Source organism: Ruegeria sp. HKCCA5929, assembly GCF_013034525.1.
Taxonomy (GTDB): Bacteria; Pseudomonadota; Alphaproteobacteria; order Rhodobacterales; family Rhodobacteraceae; genus Ruegeria.
This window is the reverse complement of record NZ_WQGE01000004.1, coordinates 190,884-208,274: the sequence shown is the minus strand read 5'-3', so window position 1 is coordinate 208,274 and position 17,391 is coordinate 190,884. Positions and strand designations below refer to the sequence as shown.

15 protein-coding genes are annotated in these 17,391 nt (G+C 57.7%); 14 read left to right on the top strand and 1 reads right to left on the bottom strand.

What is annotated here, in order from left to right; translation table 11 throughout:
* The first annotated feature begins 14 nt into the window (after nt 1–14).
* The 6 genes from GOV90_RS12010 (at nt 15) to GOV90_RS11985 (ending at nt 6,434) form a co-directional block, all read left to right on the top strand.
* Nucleotides 15–1,514, top strand: coding sequence for a UDP-N-acetylmuramoyl-L-alanyl-D-glutamate--2,6-diaminopimelate ligase (locus GOV90_RS12010; protein ID WP_171092334.1), 1,500 nt, complete (start codon nt 15–17; stop codon nt 1,512–1,514).
* A complete protein-coding gene (gene murF / locus GOV90_RS12005; protein ID WP_171092332.1) occupies nt 1,511–2,905 on the top strand; it encodes a UDP-N-acetylmuramoyl-tripeptide--D-alanyl-D-alanine ligase in 1,395 nt (464 codons plus the stop codon). The genes GOV90_RS12010 and murF overlap by 4 nt, the downstream gene beginning before the upstream one ends.
* 36 nt (nt 2,906–2,941) lie before the next feature.
* Entirely contained in the window at nt 2,942–4,024 is a 1,083-nt protein-coding gene (gene mraY / locus GOV90_RS12000; protein ID WP_171092330.1) for a phospho-N-acetylmuramoyl-pentapeptide-transferase, read from the top strand.
* Nucleotides 4,021–4,566, top strand: a complete 546-nt coding sequence (locus GOV90_RS11995; protein ID WP_171092328.1) for an AAA family ATPase — start codon at nt 4,021–4,023, stop codon at nt 4,564–4,566. The genes mraY and GOV90_RS11995 overlap by 4 nt, the downstream gene beginning before the upstream one ends.
* On the top strand, nt 4,563–5,960 hold the full coding sequence (gene murD / locus GOV90_RS11990; protein WP_171092326.1) for a UDP-N-acetylmuramoyl-L-alanine--D-glutamate ligase: 1,398 nt from the start codon (nt 4,563–4,565) through the stop codon (nt 5,958–5,960). The genes GOV90_RS11995 and murD overlap by 4 nt, the downstream gene beginning before the upstream one ends.
* A gap of 99 nt (nt 5,961–6,059) precedes the next feature.
* On the top strand, nt 6,060–6,434 hold the full coding sequence (locus GOV90_RS11985; RefSeq protein ID WP_171092324.1) for a glycine zipper family protein: 375 nt from the start codon (nt 6,060–6,062) through the stop codon (nt 6,432–6,434).
* Here the strand turns inward: GOV90_RS11985 and GOV90_RS11980 are convergent.
* Nucleotides 6,431–7,612: an NAD(P)/FAD-dependent oxidoreductase gene (locus GOV90_RS11980; RefSeq protein WP_171092322.1), complete on the bottom strand. Its 1,182-nt coding sequence runs from the start codon at nt 7,610–7,612 to the stop codon at nt 6,431–6,433. The two genes, GOV90_RS11985 and GOV90_RS11980, sit on opposite strands and share 4 nt — an antisense overlap.
* Nucleotides 7,613–8,424: 812 nt before the next feature.
* On the opposite strand from GOV90_RS11980, the gene GOV90_RS11975 reads away from it, so the two are divergent.
* The 8 genes from GOV90_RS11975 to GOV90_RS11940 all read left to right on the top strand — a co-directional run bounded on the left by GOV90_RS11975 (nt 8,425) and on the right by GOV90_RS11940 (nt 17,372).
* On the top strand, nt 8,425–10,248 hold the full coding sequence (locus tag GOV90_RS11975) for an adenylate/guanylate cyclase domain-containing protein (protein ID WP_171092320.1): 1,824 nt from the start codon (nt 8,425–8,427) through the stop codon (nt 10,246–10,248).
* 21 nt (nt 10,249–10,269) lie between these two features.
* Nucleotides 10,270–11,409, top strand: a complete 1,140-nt coding sequence (locus GOV90_RS11970) for a phosphatase PAP2 family protein (protein WP_171092319.1) — start codon at nt 10,270–10,272, stop codon at nt 11,407–11,409.
* Nucleotides 11,410–11,430: 21 nt separating this feature from the next.
* The gene (locus GOV90_RS11965; RefSeq protein ID WP_253284665.1) at nt 11,431–12,981 is read left to right on the top strand and encodes a S8 family serine peptidase; all 1,551 of its coding nucleotides are present in this window, start codon (nt 11,431–11,433) and stop codon (nt 12,979–12,981) included.
* A 137-nt stretch (nt 12,982–13,118) separates the two neighbouring features.
* Nucleotides 13,119–14,282, top strand: coding sequence for a putative lipid II flippase FtsW (gene ftsW, locus GOV90_RS11960; RefSeq protein ID WP_171092315.1), 1,164 nt, complete (start codon nt 13,119–13,121; stop codon nt 14,280–14,282).
* Complete coding sequence (locus GOV90_RS11955; RefSeq protein WP_171092313.1) at nt 14,282–15,379, top strand: UDP-N-acetylglucosamine--N-acetylmuramyl-(pentapeptide) pyrophosphoryl-undecaprenol N-acetylglucosamine transferase; 1,098 nt, start codon at nt 14,282–14,284, stop codon at nt 15,377–15,379. The genes ftsW and GOV90_RS11955 overlap by 1 nt, the downstream gene beginning before the upstream one ends.
* Complete coding sequence (gene murC / locus GOV90_RS11950) at nt 15,376–16,785, top strand: UDP-N-acetylmuramate--L-alanine ligase (protein WP_171092311.1); 1,410 nt, start codon at nt 15,376–15,378, stop codon at nt 16,783–16,785. Before GOV90_RS11955 ends, murC begins: the two co-directional genes overlap by 4 nt.
* 75 nt (nt 16,786–16,860) lie before the next feature.
* Nucleotides 16,861–17,109, top strand: coding sequence for a DUF2484 family protein (locus GOV90_RS11945; protein ID WP_171092309.1), 249 nt, complete (start codon nt 16,861–16,863; stop codon nt 17,107–17,109).
* Complete coding sequence (locus GOV90_RS11940; protein WP_171092307.1) at nt 17,106–17,372, top strand: DUF2484 family protein; 267 nt, start codon at nt 17,106–17,108, stop codon at nt 17,370–17,372. Before GOV90_RS11945 ends, GOV90_RS11940 begins: the two co-directional genes overlap by 4 nt.
* Nucleotides 17,373–17,391: the final 19 nt, after the last annotated feature.

Here is a 17,391-nt window from a genome sequence, read left to right as displayed (position 1 = left end):
GCAAGAGGTGGGTCATGGGCACAAGGACAAAGAAACTCAAGCAACTGGCCCTGACCGCGCGCGGGGGCGCAAACCCTGACATCACAGGTCTGGCCGATGACAGCCGTGAGGTGAAAGACGGCTTCCTGTTCGCGGCCCTTCCCGGCACGCGGGTGCATGGCGGAGAGTTCATTCAGTTTGCCCTGCGCATGGGTGCATCCGCGATCCTGACCGATGCCGAAGGGGCTCAGATCGCCGAGGTCGAGCTTTCTGCATCAGACGCCGCACTGATTGTGGTTGAAGACCCGCGTCAGGCGCTGGCCGGGGCGGCTGCGTTGTGGTTTGGAGCACAACCAAAAACTATCGTCGCCGTCACGGGAACCAATGGAAAAACATCTGTCGCCACCTTTGTGCGCCAGATTTGGTCTGAATTGGATCACGCTGCTGTCAATCTTGGAACCACCGGGGTTGAGGGCGCATGGACCGCACCGTTGGCGCACACCACCCCTGAACCAATCACCCTGCATTGCTGTCTGGCAGAGGCGGCTGAAAATGGTGTGACCCATGCCGCGATGGAAGCATCGTCCCACGGCCTGGAGCAACGTCGCCTGGATGGCGTGCACCTGACTGCCGCAGGGTTTTCCAACTTCACACAAGACCATCTGGACTATCACGAAACCTTCGAGGCGTATTTTGCCGCCAAGGCTGGACTGTTCGACCGAGTGTTGCCGCAAGACGGTACAGCGGTGATCAATCTGAGTGACCCTAAGGGGGCACAGGTCCAGCGGATCGCAAAATCCCGGGGCCAATCGGTGTTGACCGTTGGTCTTGGCGATGCTGATTTGTGCCTGATCAATCAGCGGTTTGACGCCACAGGACAGGACCTGCGCTTTTCGTGGCAAGGCCGAACCTACCAGACTCGTTTAAACCTGATTGGTGGATTTCAGGCCGAAAATATCCTGCTGGCCTGTGGGTTGGTCATCGCCGCTGGCGACAGCCCCGAGCAGGTCTTTGAAACACTGCCGCATCTGACAACGGTACGGGGACGGATGCAACTGGCCGCAACGCGCGACAACGGTGCAACGGTTTTTGTGGATTACGCGCATACGCCCGACGCGGTGGCCACGGCCCTCAAGGCGCTGCGCCCGCATGTCATGGGGCGTCTGATCGCCATCGTTGGGGCAGGTGGGGATCGCGACGCCACGAAACGCCCTCTGATGGGCAAGGCGGCGGCGAACCATGCTGATGTGGTGTTTGTCACCGACGACAACCCACGCAGCGAAGACCCGGCCACCATCCGCGCTGCAGTCATGGAAGGTGCGCTTGAGGCCGCAGGCCAGGCCAGCGTGACCGAGGTCGGCGACCGGGCCGAAGCCATCCTGCGTGGCATCGACGCGCTGCAACCGGGCGATGCGCTGCTGATTGCTGGTAAGGGGCACGAAACCGGCCAGATCGTCGGGGATCAGGTTCTGCCCTTTGATGACGTTGAACAGGCCAGTATTTCTGTGGCCGCGCTTGACGGGAGGGTAGCATGACACTCTGGACAGCATCCGAAGCCGCCGAGGCCACAGGCGGTCAGGCGACGCGTGATTGGGTTGCAAATGGAGTATCGATCGACACCCGCACCCTTCAGCCCGGAGACTTGTTCGTCGCGTTGAAAGCTGCGCGGGACGGTCATGATTTTGTGGCGCAGGCGTTGGAAAAGGGGGCGGGCGCTGCACTGGTGTCGCGCATACCCGATGATGTGCCGGACGGCGCACCTTTGCTAATCGTCGAAGACGTTCAGGCTGGACTTGAAGCCTTGGGTCAGGCCGCACGGGCGCGAACGGATGCGCGCGTGGTGGGCGTAACAGGCAGCGTCGGCAAGACCTCGACCAAGGAAATGCTGGCGACGATCCTCGAAACCCAAGGCAAGACCCATGCCAGCGTGGCCAGTTACAACAACCATTGGGGCGTGCCGCTGACCTTGGCGCGGATGCCGCGCGACACGGAATTCGCCGTTATTGAGATCGGTATGAATCACCCGGGCGAGATTGCCCCTCTGGCCAAACAGGCGCGCCCACATGTGGCGCTGGTCACAACCGTGGCTGCGGTGCACTTGGAAGCCTTTGAATCAGTCGCAGGCATCGCCCATGAAAAAGCGGCGATCTTTGAAGGGTTGGAGCTCGGCGGGGCCGCGATTGTAAATGCAGACATCGAGCACGCAGACATTCTGCGCCAAACCGCGCTGGGCCACGGGACGGGAATTGTTGATTTCGGCCGCAAGGCCTCGGATTACCGATTGACCGACGTGCAGCAAGCGGTCAACGCCGTGAACGCCCAAGCCGTGATCGGCGATTATCCCATCCGCTTTGACGTCAACTCTGCCGGCACCCATTTTGCTATGAACGCGCTTGGGGCTCTGGCGGCCTGCGTGGAACTGGGTGTCGATCTGGATCAGGCGGTCGCGGGACTGCGAGCGTGGTCGCCGGTCAAGGGGCGCGGTGTGCGCGAAAGCTTGCCGCTGTCCGGTGGTGGCCAAATCGAACTGCTGGACGATAGCTACAACGCCAACCCAACCTCGATGGAGGCCGCGCTGGACGTGCTGGCTGCCTCGCAAGGTACCCGCCGCATCGCGTTTTTGGGTGACATGAAGGAACTGGGCTCGCAGGAAGTGGCGATGCACGCCGAAATGGCGAATGTTGCAGCCATGGGGAAAGTAAATCAGGTGCATTGCATCGGCCCCTTGATGCAGGCCATGCACAAGGCGCTACCCGATGACAAGCGCGGGCTCTGGTTCGAAACCAGCGCCGAGATGGCCGCGCATTTACCTGCATTGATCAATGAAGGTGACACGGTATTGGCCAAAGGGTCACTCAGCATGGCATTGGCAACGATTGTTGACGGTCTGCGTAAAATGGGGCAAGGGAGCGCGCTTGATGGGTGATCGCACCCAGACGCCGCGTGTGAGAAAGGTATTGTCATGCTGTATTGGTTGACCGCCCTGTCGGATGGCGGGGACTTCTGGAACCTCTTCCGCTACATCACCTTCCGCGCGGGCGGTGCCTTTTTGACGGCGCTGATCTTTGGTTTCCTGTTCGGCAAGCCCTTGATCAATGTGCTGCGCAGAAAGCAAGGCAAGGGCCAACCGATCCGCGATGACGGCCCCGAGGGCCATTTTTCCAAGGCGGGCACGCCGACCATGGGCGGGTTGCTGATTGTTGGTGCGCTTGTGACATCGACCCTGATCTGGGCACGCTGGGACAACCCTTATGTCTGGATGGTTCTGTTCGTAACGCTGGCCTATGCGGCCATTGGGTTTGCGGATGACTATGCCAAAGTCTCCAAGCAAAATACGAAAGGCGTCTCAAGCAAGATGCGTCTGGCGTTGGGCGTCATCATTGCGGTTCTGGCCTCGCTGTGGGCATCTTTGCACCATCCCGAGGCGTTGCAGAACCAACTGGCGGTGCCCGTGTTCAAGGACACTCTGGTCAATCTGGGCCTGTTCTATATCCCGTTTGCGGTGGTCGTGATCGTGGGGGCCGCCAATGCGGTGAACCTGACTGATGGGCTGGACGGACTGGCGATCATGCCCGCAATGATTGCCGCCACGACCCTTGGAATCATCGCCTATGCGGTCGGACGTGTGGACTTTACCGAGTATCTGGACGTGCACTATGTGCCCGGAACCGGTGAAATCCTGATCTTTACGGCTGCTTTGTTCGGCGGCGGTTTGGGCTTTTTGTGGTACAACGCACCACCCGCGGCGGTCTTCATGGGTGACACCGGTTCATTGGCTCTAGGTGGTGCACTGGGGGCGATTGCCGTCGCCACCAAGCACGAGCTTGTTCTGGCCGTGGTTGGCGGCTTGTTCGTGGTCGAGGCGCTGAGTGTGATCATTCAGGTCCTCTACTTCAAACGCACCGGCAAGCGGGTCTTCCTGATGGCCCCGATCCACCACCATTATGAGAAAAAAGGCTGGGCTGAACCGACCATCGTCATCCGTTTCTGGATCATCTCGCTGATCCTGGCGATGATCGGACTGGCAACGCTGAAGGTAAGGTGAGCAACCGTCGCATTGTGCTGTCAGGCTGTTCAGGAGGCGGTAAATCCACCCTCCTGCAAGAGATGGCGCGGCGCGGCTATGAGACTGTTACAGAACCCGGTCGCCGCGTTGTGATCGCGGAACAGCAAGTCGATGGAACCGCCTTGCCTTGGACAGATCCCGAAGCGTTTTGTCGGAAAGTCATCGAGACGGCCTTCAACGACATGACCCAAGCCCCGGATGGTTTGGTTCTATTCGACCGGTCCGCATTGGATGCATTGATCTGGTTTGAGCGCACAGGCACTGATCTGGACAAAGCCGTGCGAGACCAGATCGTCCGGCTTGACTATGACCGTCAGATTTTTCTGTTTCCGCCTTGGCCTGAAATCTATGTGAAAGACAGTCAGCGTCAGCACGATCTTGTTGACGCTCTTGCGGAATATGAGGGTTTGTGCGACCGCTTGCCCAAACTTGGTTTCAAGACCACCCTTGTTCCAAAGCGACCTGTCGAAGAACGGGCGGATTGGCTTGAGGCACAGCTAGACGAAGGAAGTAAGACATGATCCCAGTCAAAGGCTTTTCAGGGCAAAAAGTTGCAGTTCTGGGGCTGGGCCGATCGGGCTTGGCGACAGCACGCGCTTTGCGTGCTGGCAAGGCTGAGCCTGTGTGCTGGGACGATAACCCGGTAGCTCGTGAAACTGCCGAAGGCGAGGGGTTCACCTGCGCCGATCTGCGTAAACACGGCGCGTTTGATGGCGTTGCGTCGCTGATCGTCTCACCGGGCATTCCGCATCTTTATCCTGAACCGAACCCAGTCGTTTCCGCGGCTTTGGACGCTGGCGTGCCGGTGGACAACGACATCGGCCTGTTCTTCCGTTCCTTCGCGGGGTCGGAATGGAACAACTACGACACGCCGCCGCGCGTGATTGCAGTGACGGGCTCGAACGGGAAATCCACCACGGCGGCGTTGATCCACCACATCCTGACCGAAGCCGGGCGCGAGGCGCAATTGGCGGGCAATATCGGACGCGGGGTTCTGGATATTGATCCGGGCGGCGATGGTTCGGTGGTGGTTTTGGAACTCAGCAGCTATCAGACGGAACTTGCTCGTGCGTTGACTCCCGACGTGGCTGTATTCACCAACCTCTCACCCGATCATCTGGACCGACACGGCGGCATGGGCGGCTATTTTGCTGCCAAGCGGCGTCTCTTTGCTGAAGGCGGGCCAGACCGCGCGATCATTGGCATTGACGAGATCGAAGGCGCATTTCTGGCTGGGCAATTGTCCGAAGGGCCAACGGATGACCGGGTGATCCGCATCTCGGTTGCGCGCAAACTGACAGGTCCGGGGTGGCAAGTGTTTGCACGCAAAGGTTTCTTGTCGGAATACCGCAAGGGGCGTCAGGCAGGTTCCATCGACCTGCGCGCGATCAAAGGTCTGCCCGGTGCCCATAACCACCAAAACGCCTGCGCTGCTTACGCCGCCTGCCGGTCGTTGGGTCTTGCGCCGCGTGTGATCGAGGATGCGCTGCACTCTTTTCCGGGCCTGCCGCACCGCAGCCAGATCATTGCCGAAGCGGGTGGGGTTACTTACGTCAACGATTCGAAGGCGACCAATGTCGACAGCGCGTTGAAGGCGCTGAGCGCGTTCAAAAACATCCGTTGGATTTGCGGTGGGCTTGAGAAAGAAGGCGGTATCGCAGCTTTGAACGCTGCGTCGGATCAGGTGCGCAAAGCTTATGTGATCGGTCGCGAAGCGGCGGGTTTCGCGATGCAGTTGGAAGCGGACGCCCAGGTTTGCACCACAATGGAGGCCGCCGTAGCGCAAGCTATCGAAGACGCAGAAGAGGGCGACACGGTGTTGCTGGCACCGGCGGCAGCCAGTTTCGATCAATATGACAATTTCGAGCAACGCGGCGATGACTTTACCGAGCAAGTGCGCAAACGACTGACGTAAGGCGACGCTCTGCCGGTTGATCTGGACTTTTCCCAATCAGATTGACACTTTGTGGGAAGTAAGGTTGCGTCACCTTCAGTTCACAAAGAGGTAGCGGATATGTCTGCACGCAAAATTTTCTTCGCCCTTCCTGTCGTTGCACTGGCCGGAGCCTGCGCCAATAGCGGGGCGAACTATGTCCCGATCATCGACGGGGCGGTAGGGCCCAATTATCAGTCCGATCTGGCCAATTGTCAGGCGCTGGCACGATCTCAGCCGACGCTCGACAGCAACACTGCGGGCGCCGCTGCCATCGGCGCGGCCGGTGCTGCGGCAACCACTGCAATCATCGACAACAGTGCCAGTGATCTAGGCCGTGCAGCAGCAGCCGGTGCGTTGATCGGTGCTGGTGCAAGCGCGATCAACAACACTCAGAATCAGGAAGTGATCGTGCGCAACTGTATGCGCGGGCGCGGGTATAACGTCGTCGGTTAATGCTTGGCGGCAATGGCAACACCAGCGGCATGGCCTGACGACCATGCCCACTGGAAATTATAGCCACCCAACCAGCCAGTGACATCCACTGCTTCGCCAATCGCATAGAGGCCAGGGACATCCTTGGCCTCCATGGTTTTAGAAGACAAATCTTCGGTATCGATCCCACCCAGCGTGACTTCGGCCGTGCGATACCCTTCGGTTCCCGATGGTACCAATTGCCAGGCGGATAGGGCTGCGGTCAGGTCTGTCAGTTTCGCATCTGACTGATCTGCAAGGTTGCCGGACATAGGAATGACCTTACTCAGATAATCCACCAACCGGGCGGGCAGATGGCGCGCCAGTTCTGTCGTCAAAGCCTTTCGACCCCCGCTCTGACGCTGTGTCCGCAACAGATCGAACAACGGCAGATCAGGGATCAGATTCACCCGGATCGCTTCACCCTCGGACCAATAAGATGACAACTGCAACACCGACGGCCCGCTGAGGCCGCGATGCGTGAACAGCAACGCTTCGTCAAAGCTGGTGCGATCGTTTGACAATCGCGCTGGCAAGGAAACACCGGACAAGTCATTGAACCGACCATCCGAGAAGGTGAACGGAACCAGCGCGGCGCGCGTGTCGGTCACGCGCAAGTCGAATTGTCCGGCAATGTCATAGGCCAATCCGGTCGCGCCCATTTTCGGGATCGACTTGCCGCCGGTGGCCAGCACCAGATTGGCGCAGGTCAGGTGCTGCCGTTGCCCGTCACGTTCGACCTCAAGCGCAAACCCGCTTTCGGTCTTGCGCAGATCGCGCAGAGACGTTTGCACCCACAGCTCTGCTCCTACATCGCGCATCTCGTCCAGCAGCATCTGTATAATCTGTTTCGATGACCCATCACAAAACAGCTGACCCAGCGTTTTCTCGTGCCAGGCGATATTGTGACGCCCAACCAGATCGACAAAATCCCACTGCGTATAACGTGCTAACGCAGATTTGCAGAAATGCGGGTTTTGCGACAGAAAGCTGCTTGGACTTGCGTACATATTGGTGAAATTACAGCGCCCACCGCCCGAGATGCGGATCTTTTCGCCCGGTGCTTTGGCGTGATCAATCACCAAAACGCGCCCGCCACAGTGGGCTGCGCACATCATGCCTGCGGCTCCGGCCCCCAATATGATTGTGTCGAACCTCATGCACCGCCATTGGCGCGGATTCTGTGCAATGACAAGAGGGAAAGCCGCGCCACCTGTTGCGGCGTCAAAATTTCGTTGCAGGATTAACGATTCTCAGTGAACCACGCGCGCCACTTTTCGAGCTGTTGAACAAGCAATAATGTTCCTACTGCGTTGTGCAACTTGGGAACGGGTCCGCGAGAGCATCTGGGTCATTTCGAAATAAACTGCGAGCGGTAAACTATACATTCGTTATAGTTGAGACATTGGTAAGTTCTACCGAAGCAATAAGACACTTGTTTAGAACGTTATCTGTCCCTTTTGTTTGCATCAGGAAGGTAGCATAACACTACACAACAATTGGGTTTTCCTGTTCGGTTGTGACGGGAGTTGGTTGTGCAAGGCATTAGTAGCGTTGAGGTTTCTGAGGCTCGTTCTCAATACTGTCCATCAGTGTCTAAGCGGCAATTAAACGCCTTTTGCGGGAAAGATTCGTCTTTTCTGGCCAATCTCGACTAGTCTGCCACCCCACTCAGAGCCGTCAGAAAAAGTCCGGTTTGAGAGTGTAAGGCAAAATTAAGTCGACGAGAGTTCACAAAACACATACAATAAGGTGCATTGGATTGAACTTAACGCATTTTAGAAACCGAAATTCTCTGTCAGGCCGACAACGCCTTTTGAAGCCCATCCAGACCAAGGGTCGGTCCTGCGAAAAAAAAGACGGCGCCGAAACGAGCACAACCTTCGGATCAGCGCCACGCATGCATCGGATGCAGCCTGATCATTCTTGGGGCGGTGCATCCCAATTGGTTAAAGAAGTCAGAGATACGATCATGGGATTAAACCTGAATCTATACAGGCCAACCGAATTGCCTAAGGCACAGCTCAGGGCCATTCTGTTTTTGGATGCTTGCGACTATTCAGTTGAAGTACGCGAAGCTGAAATTGAAACTCTTGCCACCATCCGCCGCGACCTGAATTGCGCCAGTGAACTGGTCCAAAGCTTTCGCGGCTGCGTGACGGGCCTGACGGGTGACGGCCTGTGCGCCGTGTTCCCAAGCGCGCGTGCTGCGGTGGAAACTGCATTGGGGGTGCAGGAGGTGCTGACCCAAAGCCCCGAGCGGTATGCCAAAGGGTATCGCATCGGCGTGCATCTGGGTGACACGTTTGAAGTCGATCAGCAGATTATTGGTGACGCGGTCAACACGGCGGCCCGGATCGAAAGTGTGGGTTCGCCCGGCGAAGTTCTGGTTTCAAGCGTTGTGCGCAATGCATTGCGCGGGCGAAACGACTTTCTCTTTAACTCTGTCGGCCGTCCCAAGCTCAAGAATATCGGCGCTTCGCTTGAGCTGTTCACGGTGTCGCGGGCGACGATAGAGGGTGCGCTTGAGCAGGCATCAGCAGCAGGCCCCATGCCTGTACCAACAAGCCAGCCTGCGCGTGTTTCACTGCCGTCTTCGATTGCACACCCCCGTCCGAATTTTGTGGTTGGTCTGTTGTCTCCGGATGTGGGGGCAGGGTCCGAGACGGCCACTTTTGTCTCCAACATCGTTGCAGAACAATTGTCAAAATCGCTGATCGAGATCGAAGCGCTTGAAGTGCAGGATTACCGGGTGTCACAGATCCCGCTCCCGACCGATCCTTTGACGAGGGGGCCTGATCTTTTCTTGCAATGCCGGGCTGCGAGTTGCGGTGACATGCTGCAAGTGTCCGCCACTGCCATGAGGTCTGAAGACCGGAAAGTGATCTGGAGCCAGAACGTCGTGGCTGATCAGGGTGACTTTCTGGGACAAAACTGTTCTGGCCTGACGTCCTTTATCAGCTATGCCACTGATGCATTGCTTACCGCTCTGCTCAACGGGCGTCATATGCGTGATCCGGCAGCGCATCATGCCGCTAAGACGGCGGTTGCGGCTGTGCATCATCTGTTGACGATGAGCGGGCCGGGGTTGGACGAGTTGGAAGCCGACATCCTGGCCGCGTACGAGCTTGACCCCAAGCCGGTCTATCTGGCCTGGCTGGCCTATGTGACCACGTTCAAGGTCGGCGAGCGATATGGCACTTGGGACGCCACGCTTGAGGCGCAGGCGCGCGACCTGGCCCGCCGCGCTGTCGAGGCTGACCCCAATAATGGCACTGTGCTAGGTCTTGTTGCCCATGTGCATTCCTACGTGTTCCGTGAGTTTTCGGTCGCGCAAGATCTGGTGGACCGTGCACTGGAGCTTAGCCCGTATCGCGCCATGAGCTGGGATTCGGCTGCCATGCTCTACTGCTATACTGACCGGCCCGCGATGGCGCGGGAAGCTGCGCAGCAGGCCAGATTGGTTGGGCGTCACAGCCCGTATCGGCATCTGTTCGACGGTGCAGCCTGCGTTGCATCGCTGGTCAATGGCGATTTTGAGAAGTCCATCGAATTTGGTGAATCCGTGATGGAAGTTCAGCCGCAGTTCAAAACCGTCATGCGCTATCTGGCGGCGGCTTACGGACATGCGGGCAACCGCCAGATGGGGGAGCAGGCTTTGAAGCGGCTGATCAACCTGGAGCCCGACATGTCACTGGCCTGCATTCAGCAGGATCGCTTCCCGGTGCCGACCCGGTTCAGCGCGCATCTGATGGAAAGCGGCCTGTCACGGATCGGGTTGCCACAACAAGTTTAAGAGTTTCGGAAGGGGGACAATATGGATTACAAATACACGCTGAACGCGTTTGGCATGCTTGCGCGACGTGGTGAGTTGATCTCTTGCACAGTATTAGAGTTGATGAACATTGGTCTTGGTGCCGATGATCCAAGGGCCGATGTGGAAGAGTTTTTCTACAAAGCGCAAAGCAAGAGTTTTCTGGCGTTCAGCGAAGCTATCAGCGCTCTGAGACCTGATCTTCTTAATCCTGATGGCATTGCTGAAATTGCCAATTATCTGGCAAGTGGCGATGGTGTCGCTCGGATCAGTAAGAGCGATGCGGTGATTAAGGCGCTGGATGCCGAAATTCAAAACAGATCGGCCTTGGGCGCGGCATCTATTGCACTCAGCCAAAGCGCGGCCTTTGCCTTAAACCGCAATCGCAACCGGAACAGAAACCGCAATCGCAACCGCAACCGGAACAGAAACCGCAATCGAAATAGAAATCGCAGTGACTTTGCCTTTGACGGAAGTGACGCCGCATTCGGCTGGCGCGACATGCGCCGCCTGTGCAAGATCGGTATCCCCTTTTTGGATCACGTAAAGGGTAAAATCTGGGAAAATATCGACCTTCTGCCTCCGCCGGGGCCGGATGACAGCTTGAAAGAGACGGAATACCTGCTGGAACTGCAAGGTGAATTGAAAACCGCCAACCAGGCGCTGCGTCGAGAAGAAATTGTAGCGCAGGCCAGTTTCGGGATTGATGACTACCTTTCACCTTTGGGTATCGAGGACGACGGAGGCTTCGGCGCAACCCATGCACTGATGGTGATCTTGCTGGAACTGACGAACGAGATCGGGCTGACCTACAAGAACCGTTTCAGCAGGCAGCGTCCGAACATCATCCAGCCTTTGATCCGGCCCTACATCGCAGTGCCTTATCACGCGGCTTACCCTTCGAACCACTCGTTCCAATCCTTCGCCATAGCCGAGATGTTTTCGCGTATCCTACCAGAGCATCCGGGCACCATTGCCTTGTTTCACAGGGCGCAGCGCATTGCGGAAAATCGCGAATGGGCCGGTCTGCACTATCCCAGCGATACTGCCGCGGGGCGGGAATTGGCCCGCAAGACAGTTGCGTATGTGGCCGAGGTTCTGGATGAGCTGATGGATGCCGCTCAGGACGAATGGCTGGGTTGAGAAATAGGGGGAGTGACCAAGATGACGATGGGTCAGGAAGACTATAAACGTTACTACTATCTTTGGCATCTGGTCGCGATCAAAGCGATCACAGTGCAGACACCTCCGGCAAGTTCTCAGGGATGCCCGGAAATCGGCAGTGTGGAATGGGACTTTCCCGACAGCAAACGAGAAGCCCATATTGGTTTGATCGACATGGGTGTCGCACCTTATCATCCGAACCTTGTGGCACCGCCCATGTCGACGGATACGGACCAGATTCTGTGGGACAAGGCAATTGATCTGGCAAGCCATCCATACGGGGCCAGATATGTCGATCTGGGCGCGGTTCCGGCCAGCGACCGGCATGTTGAAAAGCCAGTGGCGTTGCTCGCTTCAATACCGACCGGAGCAACCATCGCAGGACTTAACGCTGACGAGCGGGCGATCGTTGACGAAATCCGCGCGGGGTGTGGCGTTGAGCGTTACGTCCAAGCGTATGACGACCGATATGCGGCCCACGGAACAAGTTGCGCCGGTCTGACCAGCGGTACCGCTTATATCGGGGATCAATACGGAAACACGGGCAATATCGCAGCCTATTTCGGTGTCGACCCCCTAAGCAAAGTGATTCCAATAACCACCTCGATATCGCCCAGTCCTAAAGAACTGATCGCAGCTTTTCTATACGCCTATGCACAAAAGGTGCACGTGATCCTATTGCCGCGGGATGCGGCGGACCCAGAGCATTGGTCTGGGTATCCCAGCCTGGATGCGAATGAAAAGACCCGCCTTCACGAGACCCTGCCGGGTGAACCGGATCAGGACGCGATTGACATTGATGCATCTTGGCGGCTGTTGAAGAAGGTTATTGAATGGGTCAGCCTGGAAATTCCGGTGGTCTGCGCCGCCGGAAATGACGGGCGCAGCGAATTGATTTATCCGGCCAAAATGTCGTCCGATCCCAATAACGGGGTCATATCAGTAGGAGCAGTGAGCTATAACGCTTATCGGTCCGGCTATTCGAACTACTCTTCGCATTTGACGGTCGTTGCACCTTCGGACGATGGAGAGGTTTATAATCGGCATCAGATACGACTCGACCGGGACGCAGCCCCTGCAACCGATTTTCATTGGGATGAAGATCTGCACAAAACCCCGGGTTCTTGTACTGCCAAGATACCTTCGGTTCCCTATGCGTCTCAACGGCTGATCACACTGGATGCACCCGGCCCACGCGGCTATGTCGAAGGCTCGCTTGCAGGGCCAGTGGAAACTCGTGCCAAAGCTGCTGACGATCCGGCTGGCTTGTATACCGAATTTGGCGGCACGTCTGGGGCGTCCGCGCTCGTGGCGGGCGTGATCGCTATGATGCAGCGTAAATCAGCCAATGTGTTGAAAGGCCCGGCAATCAAAGGAAAATTCACCTCTCTAACCGGCAACTCCAGGTTTGATACGTCGCACTGGTATTGGCTGAATGGCACGACCAGTTTACAGCAGGACGCGATCAACGGCACCCCAACGCCGCCCAAGGACGATTTGTTTGGACAGGCGGGTTTGCTGGACGTCAAGCTGATGCTGTCGTTAGTCTAGTTTTCTGAACTGAACAACGTGAGGGCCGAAAATCCGGCTCGGCCCTCATTCCACTAGCCCAAACACCAAATTCCATGTAGACTCTCAACCAGATCCCGAAAACGGGACGTTAACGAGGCAGAGAGTGGCGGTATCTCATGACTGAGATGGTGTATGGCGCGGTCCAGGACCAGCGCGGAGAACCGATTCTACCAAAGTGGTGGCGTACAATTGATCGCTGGACGATGTCCTGCGTGTTGATCCTTTTCACCATCGGTCTGTTGTTGGGTTTGGCCTCATCGCCGCCGCTGGCCGGGCGCAACGGGTTCGATCCTTTCCATTATGTCGAGCGTCAGGCCATCTTCGGCGGATTGGCGCTGATTGCGATGTTGCTGACATCAATGATGTCACCGACGCTGGTTCGGCGCTTGGCCGTTCTTGGTTTTCTGGCGTCATTTGTGGCGCTGGTCTTCCTTCCGGTCTTCGGAACCGACTTTGGCAAAGGTGCTGTCCGCTGGTATTCGCTGGGCTTTGCCTCTCTGCAACCGTCCGAATTCTTGAAGCCCGGTTTCATTGTCGTGGCCGCGTGGTTGCTGGCGGCCTCGCAAGAGATCAATGGCCCTCCTGGGCGTATCTGGTCCTTCGCGCTGTGCATGTCGATCGTCGGGATGTTGGTGATGCAGCCCGATTTCGGTCAGGCCTGCCTGATCCTGTTCGGCTGGGGCGTGATGTATTTCGTGGCGGGCGCCCCGATGCTTTTGCTCGTCGGCATGGCGGGGGCGGTCGTTTTGGCTGGTATGTTTGCCTATTCAAACTCCGAACACTTTGCCCGCCGCATCGATGGCTTCTTGAATCAAGAGGTCGATCCGACCACCCAGTTGGGCTATGCCACCAACGCCATTCGCGAAGGCGGGTTGTTCGGCGTTGGTGTCGGGGAAGGGCAAGTGAAATGGTCCCTGCCTGATGCCCATACCGATTTCATCATTGCTGTCGCGGCTGAGGAATACGGCCTGATCCTGGTGCTGATCATCATCGCGCTCTATGCGTTGATTGTCGTGCGCTCGTTGCTGCGGCTGATGCGCGAACGCGACATGTTCATTCGTCTGGCAGGCACCGGATTGGCCTGTATGTTCGGCGTTCAGGCGATGATCAACATGGGCGTCGCCGTGCGCCTGTTGCCCGCCAAGGGCATGACGTTGCCTTTTGTCAGCTATGGCGGCTCGTCGCTGATCGCGGGCGGTATTGCCATCGGCATGTTGCTGGCGTTTACCCGAACCCGTCCACAGGGCGAGCTTGGTGATATTCTGCGCGGACGAGGATAATGGGGAACCCTTACCTGTTAATTGCGGCTGGTGGAACCGGGGGGCATATGTTCCCCGCTCAGGCCCTGGCCGAGGCTTTGCTTCATAAAGGTTGGCGCGTGCGCCTGTCCACCGATGCACGCGGTGCGCGCTATACCGGCGCTTTCCCGGATGCGACCGAGATTACCGAGGTGTCCTCGGCCACCTTTGCTCGCGGCGGTTTAGCAGCCAAGGCGCTGGTCGGCCCCAAGATCGTGGGCGGCGTGACGAGCATGGCGTTCCAGATGATGCGCGATAAGCCCGACGTGGTTGTCGGGTTTGGTGGCTATCCGTCGATCCCTGCGCTGGGCGCGGCAACGCTGCTGAAAATCCCACGCATGATCCATGAACAGAACGGTGTGTTGGGCCGTGTGAACAAGCTGTTCGCCACTCGCGTTGCACAGGTTGCTTGCGGTGTCTGGCCAACCGATCTGCCCGAGGGGGCACAGGGCGTCCACACAGGCAATCCGGTGCGCGCCGCCGTTCTGGACCGCGCCGCCGCAGGATACATTCCACCCGGCGATTACCCGATGTCGATTTTGGTCATGGGCGGTTCACAAGGTGCGCGTATCCTGAGCGACGTGGTGCCCGAGGCCATTGCCGCCTTGCCTGAAAACATCCGCAACCACATCCGCGTTTCACATCAGGCCCGGGATGAGGACAGTGCACGAGTCACAGCGTTTTACAATGATCATGGCATCCGCGCCGAAGTTCAGACCTTTTTCGCGGACGTGCCCCGTCGCATGTCGGACGCCCAATTGGTCATTTCGCGTTCGGGTGCATCCAGCGTGGCCGATATCTCGGTCATCGGGCGACCCTCGATCCTGATCCCCTTTGCCGCCGCTGCCGGAGACCACCAAACCGCCAATGCGCGTGGCTTGGTACAGGCGGGCGGTGCGATCATGATCCCTGAAAATGCGCTTGACGTTCGCGCCTTGACGCAGCAAATCACCACGGTTCTGACCAACCCCGAAGCCGCACAGAAAATGGCCCATGCCGCCCTTTCGACCGGTGCCCCCGACGCGACCGAGCGTTTGGTGCATCTTGTCGAACAACTGGCGCAGAAGGAGACCGCATGAATCCTGCAACCAAACTGCCGCAAGACGTAGGACCGATCCACTTTGTAGGGATCGGAGGGATCGGGATGTCCGGGATCGCCGAGGTGCTTTTGAATCTGGGGTATCGGGTGCAGGGCTCGGACCTGAAGGCATCGAAGATCACTGACCGGCTGGCGGGTTTGGGGGCTGAAATCTTCGTCGGGCAGCGGGCTGAAAACCTTGAAAACGCTGCGGTTGTGGTTGTTTCGACTGCAATCAAACCCGGCAACCCGGAACTGGATGAGGCTCGCGCCCAAGGACTGCCCGTTGTCCGGCGTGCTGACATGCTGGCCGAGTTGATGCGCCTGCGCTCGAACATCGCGATTGCGGGCACACACGGCAAGACCACCACGACCACGATGATGGCTGAGCTAATGGTGGCGGGTGAGTTTGACCCGACCGTGATCAATGGCGGCATCATCCACGCCTATGGCTCGAATGCGCGCATGGGGCAGGGCGAATGGATGGTGGTTGAGGCGGATGAATCCGACGGCTCGTTCAATCGTCTGCCCGCGACCATCGCAATCGTTACCAATATCGACCCCGAGCATATGGAGCACTGGGGGGATTTCGACAAATTGCGTGATGGGTTCCACGAATTCGTCTCGAACCTGCCTTTCTATGGTCTGGCCGTTTGTTGCACGGATCATGCCGAGGTACAGGCTTTGGTCGGGCGCATCACGGACCGCCGTGTACGCACCTATGGCTTCAATGCTCAGGCTGACGTGCGGGCCGAGAATCTGACCTACAAAGGCGGCGTTGCGCATTTCGACATTCACCTGCAATACGAAGATAAAGTGATCGAAGGTTGCACCCTGCCGATGCCTGGGGACCACAACGTCTCGAACGCGCTGTCTGCGGTGGCGGTTGCCCGCCATTTGGGCATGAAGGCGAATGAGATCCGTGATGCGCTTGCCAATTTTGGCGGCGTTAATCGTCGCTTCACCAAGGTCGGAGAAGTCGATGGGGTTACCATCATCGATGACTATGGGCATCACCCGGTCGAAATCGCTGCTGTCCTCAAAGCTGCGCGCCAAGCAACCGAAGGTCGTGTCATCGCTGTCCACCAACCTCATCGTTACTCACGTCTTTCCAACTTGTTTGATGATTTCTGTACTTGTTTCAACGATGCGGATGTCGTGGCCATCGCCGAGGTTTTTGCCGCCGGGGAAGACCCGATTGAAGGCGCCTCGCGCGACGATCTGGTACAGGGCCTGATCCGTCACGGCCATCGCCACGCACGAGCGCTGTTGGACGAAAACGATCTTGAACGTCTGGTGCGGGAACAAGCCCGTCCAGGGGACATGGTCGTCTGCCTTGGGGCGGGGACCATCAGTGCATGGGCCAATGGTCTGCCAGAGAGACTGATGAGAAAACAAGCCGTTTGACATTCCGGGTCGTTGGTGCGCAACCATAGGATGTATTGACCTGCTACCTGCCATCACCATCCTTTGGAGGGGGAAATGGATTTTTCCGTGATCTTTTCAGCCCTCTGGGTAATCTGTGCCACTGTTGTGGCGATGATGCCAATGCGGCTGCAATTCCCACCGGGGATTGTCCTTTTGATTTGTGCGCCGGTTTTGATCGTTTGGTTGGGATATGACCATGGTTGGGTTTGGTCTGCTCTCGCTTTTGGCGGCTTTGTTTCGATGTTCCGCAATCCGATCCGCTTTTTCTGGCGTAAATGGACGGGCCGAGAGGTGGCGGAATGAGTTGGTCCCTTGCTCTGGCCGCTCTTTGGGGGTTGTCCGCCAATATCCTTGCGATGGTTCCCAGCAAGGATAACCACTGGACACGTGCTTATGTCCTGATTGTCGTGGGAATCCCGATTCTAGGTTATGTCACATATCAGCACGGTCCGTGGATCGGCCTGTTGGTGCTGGGTATGGGCATGTCGATGCTGCGCTGGCCGGTGATTTACCTGAGCCGTTGGACAAAAGCGAAAATGCAGGGCATGAAGACGGCCAACAAGTAACGGCCATATTCAGGAGGCC

Coding starts and splice junctions, on each gene's coding strand:
- GOV90_RS12010 (WP_171092334.1), top strand. CDS start 15: ATGGGCACAAGGACAAAGAAACTCAAGCAACTGGCCCTGACCGCGCGC.
- murF (WP_171092332.1), top strand. CDS start 1,511: ATGACACTCTGGACAGCATCCGAAGCCGCCGAGGCCACAGGCGGTCAG.
- mraY (WP_171092330.1), top strand. CDS start 2,942: ATGCTGTATTGGTTGACCGCCCTGTCGGATGGCGGGGACTTCTGGAAC.
- murD (WP_171092326.1), top strand. CDS start 4,563: ATGATCCCAGTCAAAGGCTTTTCAGGGCAAAAAGTTGCAGTTCTGGGG.
- GOV90_RS11985 (WP_171092324.1), top strand. CDS start 6,060: ATGTCTGCACGCAAAATTTTCTTCGCCCTTCCTGTCGTTGCACTGGCC.
- GOV90_RS11980 (WP_171092322.1), bottom strand. CDS start 7,612: ATGAGGTTCGACACAATCATATTGGGGGCCGGAGCCGCAGGCATGATG.
- GOV90_RS11975 (WP_171092320.1), top strand. CDS start 8,425: ATGGGATTAAACCTGAATCTATACAGGCCAACCGAATTGCCTAAGGCA.
- GOV90_RS11970 (WP_171092319.1), top strand. CDS start 10,270: ATGGATTACAAATACACGCTGAACGCGTTTGGCATGCTTGCGCGACGT.
- GOV90_RS11965 (WP_253284665.1), top strand. CDS start 11,431: ATGACGATGGGTCAGGAAGACTATAAACGTTACTACTATCTTTGGCAT.
- ftsW (WP_171092315.1), top strand. CDS start 13,119: ATGACTGAGATGGTGTATGGCGCGGTCCAGGACCAGCGCGGAGAACCG.
- GOV90_RS11955 (WP_171092313.1), top strand. CDS start 14,282: ATGGGGAACCCTTACCTGTTAATTGCGGCTGGTGGAACCGGGGGGCAT.
- murC (WP_171092311.1), top strand. CDS start 15,376: ATGAATCCTGCAACCAAACTGCCGCAAGACGTAGGACCGATCCACTTT.
- GOV90_RS11945 (WP_171092309.1), top strand. CDS start 16,861: ATGGATTTTTCCGTGATCTTTTCAGCCCTCTGGGTAATCTGTGCCACT.
- GOV90_RS11940 (WP_171092307.1), top strand. CDS start 17,106: ATGAGTTGGTCCCTTGCTCTGGCCGCTCTTTGGGGGTTGTCCGCCAAT.